At 37.0% G+C, this 19,830-nt stretch carries 19 protein-coding genes; 1 reads left to right on the top strand and 18 read right to left on the bottom strand.

All coding sequences use genetic code 11. From position 1 onward, the window contains the following. Positions 1–5 precede the first annotated feature (5 nt). The 4 genes from KUA55_RS00690 to KUA55_RS00675 all read right to left on the bottom strand — a co-directional run bounded on the left by KUA55_RS00690 (position 6) and on the right by KUA55_RS00675 (position 2,331). Complete coding sequence (locus KUA55_RS00690) at positions 6–926, bottom strand: PhoH family protein (RefSeq protein WP_218324808.1); 921 nt, start codon at positions 924–926, stop codon at positions 6–8. Positions 927–1,128: 202 nt separating this feature from the next. Next, positions 1,129–1,572 carry a GatB/YqeY domain-containing protein gene (locus tag KUA55_RS00685; protein WP_218324247.1) on the bottom strand — a complete coding sequence of 148 codons (444 nt, stop codon included), beginning with the start codon at positions 1,570–1,572 and terminating at the stop codon, positions 1,129–1,131. 21 nt (positions 1,573–1,593) lie between these two features. After that, positions 1,594–1,770, bottom strand: coding sequence for a 30S ribosomal protein S21 (gene rpsU, locus KUA55_RS00680; RefSeq protein ID WP_002356740.1), 177 nt, complete (start codon positions 1,768–1,770; stop codon positions 1,594–1,596). A 129-nt stretch (positions 1,771–1,899) separates the two neighbouring features. Next, positions 1,900–2,331 carry a Fur family transcriptional regulator gene (locus KUA55_RS00675; protein ID WP_218324807.1) on the bottom strand — a complete coding sequence of 144 codons (432 nt, stop codon included), beginning with the start codon at positions 2,329–2,331 and terminating at the stop codon, positions 1,900–1,902. Between the two features lie 77 nt (positions 2,332–2,408). On the opposite strand from KUA55_RS00675, the gene KUA55_RS00670 reads away from it, so the two are divergent. Continuing rightward, positions 2,409–3,263 carry a pyruvate, water dikinase regulatory protein gene (locus KUA55_RS00670; protein WP_218324246.1) on the top strand — a complete coding sequence of 285 codons (855 nt, stop codon included), beginning with the start codon at positions 2,409–2,411 and terminating at the stop codon, positions 3,261–3,263. A 55-nt stretch (positions 3,264–3,318) separates the two neighbouring features. Here KUA55_RS00670 and KUA55_RS00665 read toward each other — a convergent pair whose 3' ends face one another. From KUA55_RS00665 to tyrS, 14 genes are all read right to left on the bottom strand, one after another. Continuing rightward, entirely contained in the window at positions 3,319–4,536 is a 1,218-nt protein-coding gene (locus tag KUA55_RS00665; protein ID WP_218324245.1) for a WxLIP family cell surface protein, read from the bottom strand. An 89-nt stretch (positions 4,537–4,625) separates the two neighbouring features. Then, the gene (locus KUA55_RS00660) at positions 4,626–5,273 is read right to left on the bottom strand and encodes a WxL domain-containing protein (protein WP_218324244.1); all 648 of its coding nucleotides are present in this window, start codon (positions 5,271–5,273) and stop codon (positions 4,626–4,628) included. Between the two features lie 12 nt (positions 5,274–5,285). Continuing rightward, the gene (locus KUA55_RS00655) at positions 5,286–5,645 is read right to left on the bottom strand and encodes an EF2685/EF0750 family sortase-dependent surface protein (protein ID WP_218324243.1); all 360 of its coding nucleotides are present in this window, start codon (positions 5,643–5,645) and stop codon (positions 5,286–5,288) included. Positions 5,646–5,666: 21 nt separating this feature from the next. Continuing rightward, entirely contained in the window at positions 5,667–9,419 is a 3,753-nt protein-coding gene (locus KUA55_RS00650) for a WxL domain-containing protein (RefSeq protein ID WP_218324242.1), read from the bottom strand. 405 nt (positions 9,420–9,824) lie between these two features. Next, the gene (gene thrB / locus KUA55_RS00645) at positions 9,825–10,688 is read right to left on the bottom strand and encodes a homoserine kinase (protein WP_218324241.1); all 864 of its coding nucleotides are present in this window, start codon (positions 10,686–10,688) and stop codon (positions 9,825–9,827) included. Continuing rightward, the gene (gene thrC, locus KUA55_RS00640) at positions 10,685–11,743 is read right to left on the bottom strand and encodes a threonine synthase (RefSeq protein WP_218324240.1); all 1,059 of its coding nucleotides are present in this window, start codon (positions 11,741–11,743) and stop codon (positions 10,685–10,687) included. The genes thrB and thrC overlap by 4 nt, the downstream gene beginning before the upstream one ends. Beyond that, positions 11,744–13,036 (bottom strand): homoserine dehydrogenase, encoded by a 1,293-nt coding sequence (locus KUA55_RS00635; RefSeq protein ID WP_218324239.1) that lies wholly within the window; start codon positions 13,034–13,036, stop codon positions 11,744–11,746. Between the two features lie 126 nt (positions 13,037–13,162). Further along, positions 13,163–13,450, bottom strand: coding sequence for an ArsR/SmtB family transcription factor (locus KUA55_RS00630; RefSeq protein ID WP_218324238.1), 288 nt, complete (start codon positions 13,448–13,450; stop codon positions 13,163–13,165). A gap of 12 nt (positions 13,451–13,462) precedes the next feature. Next, a complete protein-coding gene (locus KUA55_RS00625) occupies positions 13,463–15,187 on the bottom strand; it encodes a phospho-sugar mutase (protein WP_218324237.1) in 1,725 nt (574 codons plus the stop codon). A 123-nt stretch (positions 15,188–15,310) separates the two neighbouring features. Beyond that, positions 15,311–16,225: a thioredoxin-disulfide reductase gene (gene trxB / locus KUA55_RS00620; RefSeq protein WP_218324236.1), complete on the bottom strand. Its 915-nt coding sequence runs from the start codon at positions 16,223–16,225 to the stop codon at positions 15,311–15,313. 125 nt (positions 16,226–16,350) lie between these two features. Then, positions 16,351–16,566: a YneF family protein gene (locus tag KUA55_RS00615; protein WP_218324235.1), complete on the bottom strand. Its 216-nt coding sequence runs from the start codon at positions 16,564–16,566 to the stop codon at positions 16,351–16,353. 81 nt (positions 16,567–16,647) lie between these two features. Continuing rightward, positions 16,648–17,535, bottom strand: coding sequence for a deoxyribonuclease IV (locus KUA55_RS00610; protein ID WP_218324234.1), 888 nt, complete (start codon positions 17,533–17,535; stop codon positions 16,648–16,650). A gap of 18 nt (positions 17,536–17,553) precedes the next feature. After that, a complete protein-coding gene (locus KUA55_RS00605; protein WP_218324233.1) occupies positions 17,554–18,462 on the bottom strand; it encodes an AEC family transporter in 909 nt (302 codons plus the stop codon). 56 nt (positions 18,463–18,518) lie between these two features. Then, entirely contained in the window at positions 18,519–19,781 is a 1,263-nt protein-coding gene (tyrS, locus tag KUA55_RS00600) for a tyrosine--tRNA ligase (RefSeq protein ID WP_218324232.1), read from the bottom strand. Positions 19,782–19,830: the final 49 nt, after the last annotated feature.

The raw sequence follows: 19,830 nt of genomic DNA, 5'->3' as shown, positions 1-19,830 counted from the left end.
CCAATCTATTCGTTGGTACGTTTCAAGCTTTCTTTTTCGTAAGCTTCAATAATTTCAGCAACTACAGGGTGCCGAACAACGTCGCTAGACTCAAAATTAACAAAGCGAATTTTTTTTATGCCTTTTAATGTTCTTTCTGCATGAATTAATCCACTCAATTGACCTTTAGGTAGATCGACTTGGCTAGTATCACCATTGACAATCATTTTAGAATTAAAACCTAGTCTAGTTAAAAACATTTTCATTTGCGCAATCGTTGTATTTTGTGCTTCGTCTAAAATTACAAAGGCATCATCTAAAGTTCGCCCCCGCATGTAAGCTAACGGTGCTATTTCAATCACACCGCGTTCCATCAAACGATTGGTATGTTCTAAACCAAAAATTTGGTGTAACGCATCGTACATTGGTCGTAAATATGGATCGACTTTTTCCTTTAAATCACCTGGTAAAAATCCCAAGCTTTCCCCGGCTTCCACCGCTGGACGAGTTAAAATAATTCTCTGGACTTCACCTTTTTTCAAAGCCGCAATCGCCATAACGATCGCTAAATAAGTTTTTCCTGTTCCGGCCGGTCCAACACCAAAGACAACGTCAGACTTGTTGACGGCTGCAATGTAACGACTCTGACCGATATTTTTTGGTCGGATTGGTTGACCATTGCGATCCTTTAAAATTTCTTGTTCATACATTTGAATAAATTCATCCAGATGTTGTTCTCTTGCCAATCGTAAAGCAGACATAATATCAGGTGTCGTAATCTTGATGCCACGATCAATCAAGACTTGCAACGCCCGAATAATTTCCACAACTAACTTGGCTTCTTCTGACTCGCCGATGACCTGAATCGTTTCTCCGCGAGTGTTAATCGTCGTTCCAGTATTTTCTTCTAAAAATTTAATATGTTTATCGTGAGCACCTAACAGCATACTCACATCGTCTTTAGCATCTAATTTTATCTCTAACGACTCAAAATCGTTGTTTACCAAAAATCCTTCATCTCCTCGTTTTTTTGTTCATCTTATCATACCACATCACCCTTAAAAGCAAAATTTTCAGGGCTAATTTCTTATCTTGCGCTGCTATGTAAAGTAACAAAAAAGCCACCGACTAAACGATGGCTTACTAATCTTATTGTAACAGTTCTTTGACGATGGCGTTAACTGCATTACCATCGGCTTTGCCTTTGACTTGCGGCATCACCACACCCATCACCTTACCAAATTCTTTAGCTGATGTTGCGCCTGTTTTTGCAATTGCCGCCTTCACAATTTCTGTAATTTCTTCGTTAGAAAGTTGTGCTGGTGAATACTTTTCGACAATCACCATTTCTTTTTTTACCTTGTCAACTAAATCTTGACGGTCAGCTTTTTCAAATTCAGCTAAAGAATCACGCCGTTGTTTCATCTCACGAGATAAAACCGTTAATTCTTCGTCTTCATTTAAATCACGACCTAGTTTGATTTGCTCATTTTGAACTGACGCTTTCAACATTCGAATCACTTGCAAAGACTCTTTATCTTTTGCTCGCATCGCTGTTTTCATGTCATCGTTCAAAGTCGTAAGTAGTGACATCTGAATCACTCCATTTGCTAACTAGAATTTTTTACGTTTTCTAGCTGCTTCTGATTTTTTCTTACGTTTCACGCTTGGTTTTTCATAAAACTCACGTTTACGAGATTCCTGCAAAGTCCCAGCTTTTGATACGGAACGTTTGAAGCGACGAAGAGCATCGTCAAGGGATTCATTTTTACGAACCACTGTTTTTGACATATTTAATTCCCTCCCTCCGAGCTTTAAAAGTAACCGTTTTTGTATTTGAAATTAAAATTCCAAAAACTAGACTGTCCATCTGATATTATAGCTAAAGGTCAAATAACAGTCAAGTTGTCTTGCGTTTTTTTATTTTCGTTGACAATCTGGACAGCGTCCATATAATTCAAAACGGTGTCCTTCAATCTCACAACCATTTAATTGTTCTTTAAAGAAATCCATCGGACACATATGAATTTCTTCTGTTTTCCCACAAACATTACAAATAAAATGATGATGATGGCCAAAATCTTCATTACAGCTAAAACGGAATTTCATTTCTCCATGAAGTTCGGTATCTTCAATAATTCCGATCTCACAAAACTCCCTTAGATTACGATAGACTGTGTCATAACTTAAACCTGGAAATAAATCATTCATATAGTCATAAACTTCTTTAGCCGCCACATAACGATTATTTTTAATTAAAAAATCAATTAGGGTCTCTCTTTTTTTTGTATATTTAAAGCCATTATCTTTTACCGTCACCAATGCTTTTTCTAAAAGTGTTGCCACAGGTATCCCTCCATCAAAGTGTAATCATTCTGATTAAAAATATGGTATAATAAAATTACTATCAATGCAAGGAGTTATCAAACATGGAGAATCAAAACCCCGATTTAGTTTCAATTTTTATTCTGTCAGATTCAGCCGGCGAAACTGCTTCAAAATTGGCACAAGCGTCTATGGCGCAATTTCCAACGACTGAATTTTGTTTATTCCGCCGTACTTTTATTAATACCGAAGAAATGTTAAATAAAGCTTTAAATGATGCAAAAAGCGAGGATGGTATGGTTTTTCATACCATTATTGACCCACATCTTTCACAGCTTGCCCGTGATTTTTGTGAACGTGAAGGTATTTTCCAGCTAGATGTCCTTCATCCTGCGGTAGATGAGATTTCTCGCCGAGCACATGTTGATCCCACTGGTGAACGTGGTGCCTTACATCATTTGAATGAAAATTATTTCAAACGGATCAAGGCAATGGAATTTGCTGTAAAATATGATGATGGAAAAGATCCTAAAGGCTTTTTAGAGGCCGATGTCGTTTTACTTGGTGTTTCTCGTACATCAAAGACGCCTTTAAGTTTGTATTTAGCAAATAAAAACTTAAAAGTCGCCAATTTGCCGTTGATTCCACAAGCGCATATTCCTAAACAACTTTGGGAAATTGATCCGAAAAAAATTGTCGGTTTAACAAATGATCCAGAAGTTTTAATCGGTATCCGCAAAGAACGGATGCGGGCCTACGGTTTAAACCCCGAGACAGCCTACTCAGACGCTTCTAAGATCCAAGCCGAACTAGACTTCGCTAATGACCTATATCAAAAGCTAGGTTGTGTCATCATCAATGTCGCGACTCTTTCAATCGAAGAAACCGCAGCAATGATCATGAGTGCCCTAGATTTAGAGGATCACAGTTATTTCTTTACCGAAGAAGAAAAAGCCTGATAAAAATAAAGCCAGTGAATCTGAGATATTTTTCTCGATTCACTAGCTTTTTTGTTTAATCTTTTGGTTCATCCTCAGTCTTAGTTTCTTCGGTTTTTTCAACTGACGATGTATCAGCTACTTTATTTTCTACTTCATTGTTTTCATTACTTGTTTCGCTAGTTGATTCACTAGCTACTGATTGTTCTTCTGTGATTTGTTTCAGACTATCAGGAGTATTCTGACTTTCTTCTAAAGCTTTTAATTTGGCTTTTTGTTGTTTATTCTTACGGATTAAGAAAATTGCTGCTAAAGCAAAAATTGCTACTAAGACCCCTAAAATAATCACCATCGTGTAATCTTCTGGTTCCACATCTGGATCGGCCTCATTAAACTTATCCGCTTCCTCGCGAGTGATAGTAAAGCTTTCTTCGATAGGCCATTCATTCTCTCCTGATGTAACCGAACCAGTTAAAACATAATCTCCTGCTTCAAAACGTCGGCCATCCATCGGCAAGAACAAATCAAAAATAGTATTTGGCGCAAACTGCATATTCTCCTGATCCGTTTCAACGATCACTTCATCCGATCCTTCTCGCTTAAGTTCAGCTTTGTAATGAGCTTTATTAATGTATGTAGCTGAAGTATTCCGAACTTTTAAAGAAATCGCATTTCTTACATTTTGTTGGTTGGCTACAGCGCCGTCAAAAACAACTTCTGGCGTAACTATTGTTTCATTATTTCGTAATAAGATGGCAATTTCATAGCCAAATAAATTTTTAATATTTGTTCCGGAAGCTTCTTCATTAGTAGAATCATCTTGTTGACTTAAATAAATACCACCGGCGATTACACCATCATATTCTTCCGCGGGCATCGTAATCGTCATCGCTAATTCTCGCTCTTCTTCTGGCGCTAAAGTGACAGTCTCTTCATTTAATTTCACTATGTCTTCTATATTATATTTCAAGCTATCGTCGTAAATTCGTTCTTTATTTTCAAAATTAGAGTATTCAACTACCCCACCAGAATTGGTCATTGCAGAATTAATTTTAGGAACTACTGTAACATCACTGTCTGAAGTATTTCTTAAAGTAACGGTGATTTCCTGTGATTGACCTGGCGACATCATTAAATCATAATAAGTAACCTCTTTATTATGTTGATTATCTGGAATATTAGGTTTCACACTAAATCGTAGTCCACCTGCTGCTTCCACTTGCTCCACGAAAAAAAAGGCACTAGTTATAAAAAAAAGACTACATAGTACAGTAACTAACTTTTTGAATTTCATCTTCTTCCCTCACTTCTCATTTAACTTTGCTATAAAAAAGCTCAAACATTAACTTTAAGAAAATGTTTGAGCTATTCTTTTAAATAATCTTATGGAGCTGGAGCTGCTGTAACTGTCCAATTGATAGTAGATTCATACTTTCCGACAGCTTTAGATGCTTCTTTAGGAACTTCCAAAGTAAACTGAGTTAGATCTAGTTCAGTTGTTCCTTTTGCACTATCAGAAGTCACTGCATTTAAAACTGTTCTATCTGATCCTGGTACTAATTCTAGTTTATTTTCAATTGGATCAAAATCATTGGAACCAGTGATATTAGTTAATGCTCTAGGATTACCGTAAGTTGATAATACTGCACCATTTAGCTCATCTGTTCCTAATTTAAATTGTTCAGCTTGTTGAACTTTTACAACCCAACCATTTGTTGCACTACTACGATTATCCGTTACAATAACTTTACCAGTCGTGATATTAGAAGCTGAACCATTCTCATTATCTGTGCCATCATCAGTGGCATAGTAAACTTTGTCTGCATCATATTGAATTTCATGAGAACCAAACAATAAATTATCTGGCAAAGCAGCATCACTATCATCCAAATCTAAGGTCCCGTCAGTGTAAGTAACTTCTCCTTTAGTAGTTTTTGTTTGAACCGCTTCTACACTCTGTAACCCCGCTGTAACACATACTGCTGATAAACCAATAATACTCAATACGTATCCTAATGCTTTTTTCTTCATAATCTTCTCTCCTTAATTTTTTTTATAATAAAACATTAAATGTTTTACTAGCTTTGTTAGGTAAATCATCATACAAAATATCACTACACCAATTCCCAAACCCACCAATGACCATTTAATCAACATACCGGTTTGAGGTAGACGACCATTAGGTTTAGTCCCACCGGTTGATGGTACAGTTGATCTGTTTTGTTCGGACGTGGAGCTTTCAGTAGGCGGGGGATCAGATTTTTCATAAAAACCAACTTGTGCATTTGAACCATTTCCCTCATTATCTACCGTTTGTGCCCCAAACCCAGCAGAGGCCATGCTCAAAAGTATCAAGATACTTAAGAACAGACTGGAAAAAAATTTAATTAAACACTTTTTCATTGTTTTTCCCCTCTCCTCTGTCTATGGCACATTTGACAATAACCACTCTACTTCTGTGGTGCTTTGTCCTACATGCTTTGCACCCGTTTTTGGAATTTTTAACGTGAAGCGTTCGATTGGCAGTGTCACTGTTCCTTTTCCCTGTCCATTGGAAGCTCGCAATAATTCTGTTGCATTGCCGGGAATTAGAGTGATCTCTTCATCATCGACACCGCTCGGAATACCTCCTGTACTTTGACTTGTATCTAATGGTCCTACTTTAAAACCTAATTCAGCTGAAGATAATTCTTGATTAGTACTTGTCTTAAACTGAGCCAATTGCTTAACTGTTAAACTCCAACCTTCCGTTCCCAATCGAGTATCTAGCATACCTATTTCACCGGTTGTCAAATTGTTGGCTGAACCATTTTCAGTATTTGTTCCATCATCTGTCGCATAAAAAGTTTTATCCGTGTCGTATTGAATCTCATGAGTGCCAAAGTTTAAATGACTCGGTATCTTTCCATCGATTAAAGATAACTCTTCGACAACACTATTCGAACGCCACTGTGCAGTGAACGTCACATCTGATTTTCCCATTTTATAAGTCGTCGGTGAGCTAGCAATTTGCGGATTTTGATAAACCTGACCATCGGCACTATTCAGCCAGCCAACAAAGGTGTGATCCGTTAGCGTTAAGTTCCCTTGTGATGCGACATTTACTGAATCATTTTCAGAATAAAGATTACTATCAGTTGGAACATCTCCACCATCTGCACCGTTACCGTCATAAGTTACTTTATATTGTTCTTCACGGCGAACAATCATGTTGATTTGATGGAGGATTTTTTTATCATCTCCAGAAACATCCGCATTAAAGATTCTTTCGTCAGTAAGATATTTTTCACGACTTGCAGTTAATTTAGCTTCCGTATATGAAATATCGTTAGTTGAAAGTTGATTATTAGCAATTTGACTTTCATCAATTACTACATCTCCACCTGTATCAGTTCTCGTTGCAGACCATTGATAGTTTCCATATTTTTCAACATTGAAAGGATTCGTAGTTTTATATGGAGAACTCGGAGTAGTGTTGAAAGGCTGTGAGACGGCTGTTTGGTAGTTTTCAATGAATTGAACCCCTTCGTTATTGTTCATCTCAACATTATAGTTTTCAACATAAAGCGCTGGATAATCAGCTTTATCTGGTACTAAATTACGCGAGGTCGCAATAAAAGAAAATGTATTTCCTAGAGGATCTCCCGTTTCTTCATGGTTACCTGAGTCGTTACTGATATTTACCATCTCGCTACCACTAACCCAAATCGGATATTGGTCTGCAGTAACTTTAATTGGGCTATCCGTTGCTGTCGTTCCTCCGTCTACATAACTAGAAAAATTAATATTATATAGTTGATTTAATTTCAACCCATAAGTACCACTATCAATGTCCACTGTTGTATTTTCTATAGATCCATATCCATAACCACTTCCGCCTTCTTCATCAAATACTAGCCCATCCTCAGAACTATTAATCTTAATTGTAGAATCACGCAAACTATAATTTTCCTGTTTGATCGCAGAAAAACCCAAACGAGCATTGTCAATCACTAAACCAACATTAAAAATATTAATCCCTGACTGATAATAGGAGGCACTTCCAGAAGCAGCAGGATCTGGTGCAGAAATCCCCGTATCAGTTGCTGTGATATTAACAGGTAAACGCCATTTTTGATCGTATGTCATTATATCCCACTGTAATCCATATGGTACGTTAATGCCGTTTCCTTCAGATGCTTCGATATTTATCTGCATGTCTTCGCTAGTGCTATTATATCCATTAAAAGAAATTATAAATCGGGGAGCATTGATACCCGCCGTACGACCATCTACATCAACCGAGAAAACTGGACTTGCATCACTTGTTTCATCTGAGCGTCCCATAGATAAAGCTCCGGTCTGCATACCGATATCACCAGCAATTACAATATTGGTATATTTTATTCCTTGGATGTTTACTCCCGATTCAGATCCTTCTGGACTGTACACACCATAAGAATTATCTTCATTAATTGGCGCAGTTGCAGTAAAATTAGTATCAAAGCCCATTCCCCCTTGAGAATCGACCTCCAATCCTTCAAGAGCAACTACCCCTACTGAACTTGGAAATTTATCAAGACTTATGCCAGACTCTTGACTTTGAGTTGCTAAAATTTTTTTTACCATTGACATTGTCGCTGTAGAACTACCATTTGAAGTAGCAGTAAAATCAAGTTTCGGTGCACCTGATTGTACTTGATTAGATAAAGTGAGTTGACTACCAATGATTCCTTGCCCTATTGTGGCCGTTCCAGAAACTTCAATATCAGCAAGATTAAATAACTGTCCGCTAATACTAGACATAATCCCTGTACCATCCTGTGTATGACCGTTAATTTTTCCACTTGTCACATTAATGCTTCCGATAGATAGACTATCACTATAAGAATCATAAGTTCGTGTCAAGATACCAAAACCAGTCCCCGTCATGCCGTTGACTTCAGGAGCATTCCCTGTCTCATTTTGATCCGTCATAGTAATATTATATGCCTCAAGTCCTATTCCGTTAGTTGTTTTTCCAGTAACTATTCCCGCATCATTCCGAAAATCCATAAACGAAAAAAAGCCAATCCCATCAGTACTTGTTCCTGAAATATTGGAAATGTAAGTAGGAGATGGTGATGCGTAATCGTCATTTGCTGTATCTAAAACTGTTATACCACCATCAAAAAGACCGTATTTTTCTCCAGTGGCATTTAAAGTAGCACCTTTTAAATTCACAAATTTTAATAATGCACCTGTACTATCAGGATCAGTTGCTGTGGCAGTCATACTTGTATCAAAACGACCCTCATAAGATGGCTGCGCCTCGCCAAATGCACCCAAATCCATATTTTCTACAAATGTGTTAACTTCTACATATTCTTCCCGATCAGGCGCCAGATCATCCACAACACTAATTCCTGCTTTAGTAGCCCTTGCTGTAGCACTCCCTGTATAATTCGTAATTCCTGCAGGTGTATATATACCAATCTGATTAGCATTAACGTTTAAAGTTACAGGCAATCTAACAAGTTCCGTTGGTTCACCAATATTTAAGTGGTCCACATAAATGCCATAATCTAAAGTTGTCGTTACATCTAGTGTTGAGTTTCGACAAATAGTTAAATTACTTTGTGTTCCTTCAGTTCTGATAATTTGTTGCACTTTATTATTTCCATCACCTGTTCGTGGCTCAGAATAAATTCTATTTTCTAAGTATGAGTTGCTATTCGTAAATTCGATAATTGTGTTTTCATCATATTCTCCCTCTCCTTTGATTTCTCCGGATATAGGAAATTGCGATGGATCTTCATAATACATTTCTGGCGAATCTGTTAGAATATATGTCCCATCATTTTTTAAAATTATCCCTGTATCAACAATCGTGATTTTACTCTCCGCCGCCTGAGTCAGATCAGCGGAACTATCAACTTTTTTTTCAGGTTCCACATTTTCTGGTACTAAAGAAGTGACTCCCCTTGCTGGTTCTTTTTCTTTGACTGTTTCATTTGATTTTGTAATGCTTGGTAATTCATTTTCTACAATGTTACTTCTGATTGTTTGCAGCGAAGATTCTCCGACAGCTGCTTTTGCCTCAATAAAAGTAAGTCCAGGAAAAATTGGTGCGAGTGTACTAGATATCAAACAAATCGTTACCAATAGTTTCAATTTTTTTGTGTGTTTTACTTTCCTTTTCCCAAAATGCCCCTTCAAAGATTACACACCCCCTTTTCTTTTTCACTTGTTACTAACTACACAAAATCAAGTGTTAAAAATAACTTTATATAAATAAATATTTAAAAATATGTATATGAAAAAAGCGTTATATTAAATGTTTATTCAAAAATAATTATAATATCCTTACAATCATTCTATTTAATTAACAATAAAAAGTCAATTTTTTTCCAAAAATAACTTATTTTATAATTATATTTGCTCTTTTATTTTTAAAAATGGATATTTTTTATTTATTCAAGTGATATTTATACCATCTTTTTTATTTTATAATTATTTAATTTTATTTTATATCTAAAAAAAGAATAATAAATATTTTTATCAAAAAAAGCTCTAATAATTAGTAGTCTCCCTACTAATTATTAGAGCTGAAATACATCTTATTTAAAAAACTTGTACGCCTTCTTGTTCAATCGCCAAAACTTCTATTTTACTAGTTGATTTTATTTTCATTAATTGTTTTACAATTTGTTTGGTTTTATCATAGGGACTTAAAATTAATACAGTTGGACCGGCACCACTTAAAAAACTACCATAGCCATCATTTATTTTGGCAGTTTTGCGAACTTCAGCAAAATTTGGAATTAAATTTTTACGATGAATTTCATGAAATAGATCTTTTTCCATCATTTTTCCCGCTAATGATAGATTGCCATTCAAAATTGCAGCAATCATGACATTACTGATAGCGCTGGCTTTTACTGCTTCACCATAAAGCATTTCTTCAGGTAGAACGCCGCGGCTGCTGCTAGTCAGCAATTGCGTTTCAGGAATCACCGCGATTATATCACAGTCAGGAAAATGATGCTTCACATAGCTGACTTTTTCATCAATATAGCTAGCAACCACAAATCCTCCGCAAATTGCTGGCGCAACATTGTCAGGATGGCCTTCGATTTTTGTTGCTATCTCTATTTTTCTTTCTTGTGTTAAACCTAAATTACCCAATCGATTCGCCAACTCAATTCCTGCAACAATCACCGAAGAACTGGAACCTAATCCTCTAGCAACTGGAATATTAGAAATCATTTTTATCTTATGAGGCGTTAAATTTGGTGCCAATCTTAATGCTGTTTGAATCAATAAATTTTTTTTATTAGTGGGAATTTCAGCTGTAAGATTATGTTCAATCTCCCAGTCCAAACTTTCTGCACCGACTTCAATCTCTAAATAAAGCGAGACTGCCAAGCCACAAGAATCGAAGCCTGGTCCTAAATTAGCACTAGTTGCAGGCACACGAATTCTCATAGCTTTGCCACGCCTTCCCGCAAATGATTACGCATATCTTCTAGATCACTCATTTTTGAAATATTCACATTTGATTCATTAATTGCAGTATCTGGATCTTTTAAGCCATTACCAGTGAAGATCGATACAACTGTTTCGCCTGGTTTAATACGTCCATTTTTAACATGTTGAATGACACCGGCTAAAGAAGCTGCTGAACCTGGTTCTACAAATACACCATCTTGGGCAGCAATTTTTCGATAAGCATTTAAAATTTCTTCATCAGTTACCGCATCGATAAAACCGTTTGATTCGTCGCGGGCTGCTTCTGCTAATTTCCAGCTGGCAGGATTTCCGATACGGATAGCTGTCGCGACTGTTTCTGGTTGTTCAATTACTTCATTGCGCACAATCGCAGCTGCACCTTCTGCTTCAAATCCATGCATTCTTGGTAGAGCTGTTCCTTTAACTTCATGCCATTCCTTAAAGCCTTTCCAGTAAGCTGAAATATTTCCAGCATTTCCCACCGGAATCGCTAAAACATCTGGTGCTTTTTCTAATTGTTCACATATTTCAAAGGCAGCAGTTTTTTGTCCCTCTAAACGATAAGGATTGACTGAGTTTACTAGTGCCACTGCTTCAGTTTTGGCGATGTCACGTACAGCTTTTAAAGCCTCATCAAAATTACCTGGAATCGAAATAATGTCAGCGCCATACATAATTGCTTGGGCTAATTTTCCCATGGCAATTTTTCCATCTGGAATCACCACATAGGCTTTAATTCCCGCTCTAGTCGCATAAGCCGCAGCTGCTGCCGAAGTATTTCCAGTAGAGGCACAAATAATTGCTTTGGCGCCATCTTCTACCGCTTTTGCCACTGCCATCACCATCCCACGATCTTTAAATGAGCCAGTTGGATTTAATCCTTCATACTTTCCATATAAGGTAATGCCTAATTCTTTGGATAAATTTGGTAAAGGAATCAGTGGTGTATTTCCTTCTGCTAGAGAAATCATTGGTGTGTTTTCAGTGATTGGTAGATACGCTTTATATTGTTCTAATAGGCCTTGATACATTTATTTTTCCTCCATAACTTTCATTGACGAGATAAATTTGAATTTGGTTTTTAATTGGATTTGATTTTGAATTTCGGCATACGTTGTTTCTGATATAGGATGAGTAATAATCACTACTCTAGCTTTTTCACCATCACCTTTAGCTTGAGAGACTTGTTCGAATCCAGCATCTAGTTTAGTAAAAATTTCAGCCAACTTTAAAAATTGACCTGAATGATCCGGCATTTCTAAAGAGAAGAAATAAGAATTAATGATTTGATCTTTCGGAGTCAATTTTAATTCTTGCTGATACGGACTAAATGGTCTTCCTGTAGTACCGTTTTCTATTTCTTGAGCAATTGCTGCAAGGTCCGCTACGATACTTGTGCCAGTCGGCCGTCCACCAGCTCCGGGACCATAATACATTGACTCACCGATACCGGAACTTTCTACAAAAACAGCATTATACTCGTTTTGAACAGCTGCCAGTGGATGATTTTTCGGTACTAAAACCGGTCCGACTTCAGTATGGATGCTGTCGTTAATTTTAATTGCTGAACCGATTAGTTTTACTGCATAGCCTAGTTTTCCAGCAACTGCAACATCTTCAGCCGATAATCCACGAATGCCACGAATCGTCATCTGATCCATCGTAATCGTCATGCCAAAAGCAAATTTACTTAAAATGACCATCTTGTAAGCCGCATCTATTCCATCAACATCATTAGTAGGATCACTTTCAGCAAAACCTAAAGCAGTTGCTTCATCCAATGTATCTTGATAGGTTCGTTGTTCTTGAACCATTTTCGTCAGCATAAAATTAGTGGTGCCATTGACGATTCCTAAAACTTTTGAAATATTGTCTCCAGCAAAACTAGTGGCTAAAGTACGTAAAATCGGAATCCCACCCGCAACACTAGCTTCATAATAAAGATTGACTTGATTTTCTGCTGCTAATTCAATTAATTCGGTGCCATGTGTCGCCAATAAATCTTTATTAGCAGTTACAACATGCTTGCCAGCTTTTAAACTAGCCGAAATGTAAGCTTTCGCAGGCTCAATGGTTCCCATCGTCTCAATGACAATAGCTATTTCTGAATCTTGTAAAATTTCTTCAACCTCATAAACCAAAGTTAAATCAAATTTTTCAGCTAGTCTTTCTTTTTCTTTGGAAGGGCGGACGAAAGCTTTCGTCACCGTTAAGGAGCGCCCGATTTGGTTGGTTAATTTCTCTTGGTTTTCAGCCAAATTCTCTAAGACGCCTGTGCCGACAACCCCCATACCTAGTAAGCCAATCTTGATTGGTTCTGCCATAATGTCCCTCCATCATTAAAATGTTAATTTTATTTCATCGTTTTCTAATGTTTAACTTTCAGTATAGCGAAATCTAACAAAAAAAACTAGTGATTTTCCAAATAAAATCGGAAATCACTAGTTGAATTATTGATGTAAAATATGTTGGAAAGTTTGATCTAAAATATCTAGGACATGATGATCATCTAGACTATACAGCATGGCTTTACCATCGCGGCGCGCTTTAACTAGTCGGTTATCCCGTAATAATTTTAGTTGATGAGAGACTGCGCTTTGTTCCATGGCTAATTTTTCTGAAATAGAAGAAACATTGCGTTCGCCATCTTTCAAAAACATCAATATTTTTAGACGAGTGGGATCACTTAGTACTTTATAAAAGCGGCTGACGGTTAAAATTTCTTCATGTTCCTTCATCTTGTAGCTCCTTTATTCAGTCAATTGTTTAATAGCTGTTTCAAAAGTTTCAAGCTTATTGACTGCATCAGCTTGGCTTTCACCTTTCACGCCGATATAAAACTTAATTTTTGGTTCTGTCCCTGAAGGACGGATGGCGATCCAAGTTTCATCTGCTAAAACATATTTTAAAACATTTGATGGTGGCATTTCGATCAGACTTATTTTACCACTTTCGTCTGTTGTTTCTCTTTTTAAGAAATCTTCGGTTAAGACAACATTTATACCAGCAAAATCTTTAGGCGCTTCTTGGCGTAAATTACCTAAAATTTCTTCAATTTTTGCAGCTCCAGCTTCCCCATCCAAAGTAATAGAAATTGTTTTTTCAGCAAAATAGCCATATTCAGCTAAGATATCTTGTAAACCATCATATAAAGTCTTACCAGCTTTTTTATAATAAGCTGCTACTTCTGCTAATAAAATCAATGCTTGAATCGCATCTTTATCTCGTACGAATGGTTTGATCAAATAGCCATAGCTTTCTTCAAAGCCAAACATAAAGGTATGAGAACCATCATCTTCATATTGTTGAATTTTTTCAGCGATAAATTTGAAACCAGTTAAGACACTAATCATTTCTGCGCCGTAGCTTTTAGCGATTGCAGTCGGTAGCTCACTAGAAACAATTGATTTTAAAACAGCGGCATTTTTAGCTAAGGTTCCTGCATCTTGATGGGCTTGTAATATATAGCGAATCAATATTGCACCAATTTGATTTCCAGTTAACACTTGATAACTGCCATCTGGTAAACGAACTGCTGCACCTAATCGATCGGCATCTGGATCGGTGGCAATCAATAAATCAGCATCTTCTTTTTCACCCAACTTCATAGCGTATTCAAAAGCGCCTGGCTCTTCTGGATTTGGTGACTTCACAGTTGAGAAATCTGGATCAGCAATAGCTTGTTCTGGCACTAACATATAAGATTTAAAGCCGGCTTGTTGTAAAGCTTTCTCACCTAACATGCCACCAGTACCGTGTAATGGTGTATAAACTAGTTTTAGTTCTTCGCCCATTTCATTGATTAGCTCTTGATTGATCGTGACAGTTTTCATTTCTTTTAAATAAGCGGTGTCGATTTCTTCACCGATGATATGGATTAAATCAGCCTGTTTCGCTGCTTCTTCAGATAGAATTTCAACTTCCAAAGGATTTTCTACTTGGCGCACAAAAGCTGTTAAAGCATCCGCGTGCTCAGGTGGCATTTGACCACCATCTTCGCCGTAGATTTTGTAGCCGTTATAAGCGGCAGGGTTGTGGGATGCAGTAATCATAATCCCCGCAAAAGCTTCTTCAAAACGAACCGCGTATGACAATTCTGGTGTTGGCCGTAAGCTTTCAAAAACAAAAGATGGAATATCATGTTTAGCTAATGTTTTTGCTGCCTCCATTGCAAATTCTGGTGACATGTGACGAGAATCGTAGGCGATTGCTACCCCGCGTTTTTTAGTTGCCAAATCTTGTGTATCCATGAAACGTGCTAAGCCTTCTGTTGCTTGTCGTACCGTAAAAATATTCATCCGATTAATACCAGGTCCAATAATTCCCCGCATTCCGGCAGTTCCAAATTCTAAAGGTTTATAAAAAGCGTCTTTTTTCATTGCCTGATCGTTCGCTAAATCTGCCAATTGTTTTTTTAAGGTATCATCTAATTTATCAGAATCGGCCCATTGTTCGTAAACTTTTTCCCAAGACATATCTTGCACCTCTTTTTAATTTTTATTCTTAATAAGTATACCATTGTCGTTATTCTACGCAAAGCCAAAGTCCAGCAAAAAAAAGCAAGAAAAACTCAAAAAAGTTCATCTTGCTTTAGATTATTAGGCATTTTCTTCAATATATTTATAGACTTGTTGACCAGCAATACCGCCTTCACCAACAGCAGTTGTAATTTGACGCAAATCTTTGTTACGCACATCACCAATAGCAAAGACACCAGGAATACTTGTTTTCATTTCAGTATCGGTTTCTACCCAGCCTGCTGGATTGGTAATACCACTATTGATAAATGGTTCAGTTAATGGTTCTAAACCAACATAAATAAAGATTCCACCAGCTGCTTCTTCAGTCACTTCGCCAGTTTTTAGATTTTTAATTTGGACTCCTGTAACAGCCATATCATTACCATGAATTTCTTCAACAACACTATCCCAAATGAAAGACATTTTTTCATTGGCAAAAGCGCGGTCTTGAATAATTTTTTGCGCCCGTAATTGGTCACGACGATGAACAACAACTACTTCAGCAGCAAAATTAGTTAAATAAATCGCTTCTTCAACTGCAGAATCACCACCACCAACAACGATTAATCGTTTGTTACGGAAAAAGGCACCGTCACACACGGCACAATAAGAGACACCGCGACCAGCATATTCTTCTTCACCTGGCACACCTAGTTTACGATGGTTACATCCAGTTGCAATGACAACTGTTTTCGCTTCGAAGGTTTGGTCTTCAGTAATGACTTCTTTATGTGTGCCTAAATCTTTAATATCTTGCACAATGCCATAAGCATTTTCTGTCCCAAATTTTTCGACGCTGTCAAACATTTTTTGTGATAATTCTGGTCCCATGATTGATTCGAAACCAGGATAATTTTCCACTTCAGCTGTATTATTCATTTGTCCGCCAGGGGCACCACGTTCCAACAATAATACTTTCAAATTAGAACGGGAAGCATATAAGGCAGCGGTCATCCCTGCAGGACCGGCACCGATTACGATTACATCATACATTTGTTTTCCCTCCGTTTGTTCTTACAATACATCCATAATCATTTTCTGTCGATTAATTTGCTTACTAAAGATTAGTAAGTTAACGATAAAAAAGAGCAACCTCTTAAGATTGCTCTCATGAATCCTTATTGTTGATTTTTCATTTGTTGCATCATTTGACGAATCTTTTTCTCAGATGGTTTTTGGCCCATAGACATCATCATTTGACGTAGCATATCTTCGTTAATTGGTGGATTTTTTTTGAAATAATCCATCATATATTTACGAGCTAAGAAGAACCCGCCGACTGCCCCAATGGCAATTCCGATCACAATAAATAATACGATCATCCCGACACTCATGTTCACCGCTCCTTTCTGGTAACATTCCCATCATATTTTACTAGACTTCTCTGTAAAAGAAAAGTTTATTTTTTAAAACTTCTATGCTTCTAATTCAGGAAAAGCAGTTGGATCAAAAGTACCTGCTCTGAACATCGCAATCTCTTTGCCATATGGTGCATAAGCAGTCTTTTTATCTGGACCAACATAAGGTGTTTCCAAAATTTTTGAGACATGGCTAAAACGTTCATCATGGACAATTTTATTAAGTGCTTCAAAACCGATTGTGCCGTGACCAATATTGGCATGACGATCTTTGTGAGCACCAATCGGATTTTTTGAATCATTAATGTGTAAGACTTTTAAACGATCTAAACCGATAATTCGATCAAAATCCGCCATCACACCATCAAAGTCTTCCTTGACATTGTAGCCGGCATCATTGGTATGACAAGTGTCGAAAGTGACTGACAATTTTTCATTTAATGTCACGCCATCAATCATATAAGCCAATTCTTCAAAAGTTTTACCAACTTCGGTTCCTTTACCAGCCATTGTTTCTAAAGCGATTTGAGCCTTTTGATCTTTGGTTAGGACTTCATTTAACCCTTTTATAATTTGATCCATCGCAGCTTTTTCACCTGCACCTACGTGAGCACCAGGATGTAAAGTTATTTGAGTCGCACCTAAGGCTTCTGCACGCATAATTTCTTCTCTTAAAAATTGTACGGCAAAAGGAAACATTTCTGGTTTGGTCGTATTCCCTAAATTAATAATGTAGGGAGCGTGCATCACAATATTACTAAGACCGTGTTCCTTCATATAAGCTTCACCAGCAGGAATATTCATCTCCTCAACTGGTTTTCTTTTGGTATTTTGCGGCGCGCCACTATAAATCATAAATGTTGTGGCACCATAACTAGCCGCTTCTTTAGCAGAGCCCAACAACATTTCTTTGCCTTTCATTCCAACATGAGATCCTATTAACATAATTTCCTCCAATTTCTTTTATAACATAAATAGTAACATAGCTGTCATGAGGGGCAAACTAATTAAAAAACTTAAGCTAGAACTAAAACCAATTACTTCTTGTGGCATGCCGGCTTTCGCACTATTCACAACACCAAACATGGGAATGGGGCCAACAGAAACTAGACACAACACAACTTTTACTAAATTAGGCAAAGGTAATAAGAAAAAAATCACCGCAATAATAATTCCGAAAAAATATTTGATACTTAATAAACGAACAACGACCGAAAAATCTTTTTTTGGCAGACGTAATTCTAGATACAAGCCAATCACAAACATCGATAAAAAGGCATTGGCGTTAGCAATTGGTTGCATAATTTGAAAAAAGCTCGCCGGTAAATCAATGGAAAAACTCCGCAGAATGAACATCACCAAGTAACACATAAAAGGAACCGACGTCCCTAATCGCTTAACAATCGAAAATAAATTAGGTTTTTCTCTTTCATCGCCAACTAAATTATCAACAGCAACATTCGTACCTCCGGCTAGCATAATGGAATTACCAATATCAAAAAAAGAAAGAAACGGAATCGCTTGTGGCAAAAAACTTTGCAGAAAAGGCAAAGCAAAATTACCAATATTGTAACCTGAGCCGCAATACATGATAAATTCCCGTTCAGTAGTGGTTTGTTTTTTCGATAATAAATTGCCAACTACCACCATCAATAGATTTAGTAAAAAACCTGCCAATATCAAAAACAATAAATTGACATGGACGGTTAATTTTTGTAAGTTTACCAGCACAGCTGCGGGTAAGGTAACATTGATGATGATTCTGGATAAAGTATCTCCGTCTACTTTTGATAGCAGACCGACTCTTTTAACTAAAAAACCAAAAAAGATAATTACAAATAATCCAAAAGAATTAATTAAAATTGTACCCATTTTCTTCTCCTCGCTAATTCACACAAAAAAGGCGAGACTGTTGCCTCGCCCCATTTTTAAAATTCTAAAACAAAATACTTTTTCTTACCACGACGAACGACTGTATAGCCACCAGCTAATTTATCAGCATCAGATAATGTGTAAGCCGTATCTTGTATCCGTTCCCCATTCAGATAGATGGCACCATTAGTAATATCTTCACGGGCTTGACGTTTTGAGTTTTCAATGCCAGCTGTAATTAAGATTTCTACTAGATTCAAATCATCTTCGCCCTTAACTTGATAACTTGGCACGTCTTTAAAGGCTTGTTGGATTTCTTCAGCGGCTAGATTTTTCACATCGCCAGAAAACAATGCCTCTGAAATACGAACCGCTTGTTGGTAAGCTTCTTTTCCGTGAACGATCGTAACTACTTCCTCAGCTAAACGTTTCTGTGCCAAACGTTGTTCTGGTGCTTTAGCAAATTCAGCTTCAATCTCAGAAATTTCTGCTAAGCTTAAGAATGTGAAATATTTTAAGAATTTCACAGCATCACGGTCATCAGTATTAATCCAAAATTGGTAAAATTCATATGGAGAAGTTTTTTCTGGATCCAACCAGACTGCGTTTCCTTCTGTTTTACCAAATTTCGTGCCGTCTGCTTTAGTAATTAACGGCATCGTAATACCAAAAGCTTGAACACCTTTTTCACGGCGGATTAATTCTATTCCTGAAGTAATATTGCCCCACTGATCGCTACCACCTAGTTGTAATAGACAACCGTAACGTTCATATAATTGTTGGAAATCATAAGCTTGTAACAATTGGTAAGCAAATTCAGTATAAGAAATCCCCGTTTCAATCCGGCGCTTCACACTTTCTTTACTCATCATGTAATTAATCGTAAAGTTTTTACCAATATCCCGTAAAAAGTCAATCATTGAAAGTTCGCTCAACCAAGTATAGTTGTTCGCCACAATCGCGGGGTTTTCTTTATTTTCAAAATCAATAATGCCAGAAAGCTGGTTTTTAATACTTTCTGACCAATTTTTAACTGTGTCTAATGTGTTCAATTGACGTTCCGCATCTTTAAATGATGGATCACCAATCATGCCTGTCCCGCCACCAACTAAGGCAATTGGCACATGACCATTTTGTTGGAAACGACGCAACGTTAGAATTGGTAACAAATGTCCAATATGTAAACTGTCAGCCGTTGGGTCAAATCCGATATATAATTTGACAGACTCTTCATTTAATTGTTTTTCTAAAGCTTCTTCGTCTGTTACTTGGTAGACTAATCCGCGGTTTTTTAATTCTTGAAAAAAGTCCGAATGCATCTCATTTTCCTCCTAAAATATGGTATATCACCCATCTTAACTGAAAAAA

Origin of the sequence: Enterococcus alishanensis (genome assembly GCF_019218635.1) — a bacterium.
Lineage (GTDB): Bacteria > Bacillota > Bacilli > Lactobacillales > Enterococcaceae > Enterococcus_A > Enterococcus_A alishanensis.
Note: the sequence above shows the minus strand (reverse complement) of the source record. Positions and strands in the feature narration are given on the sequence as shown.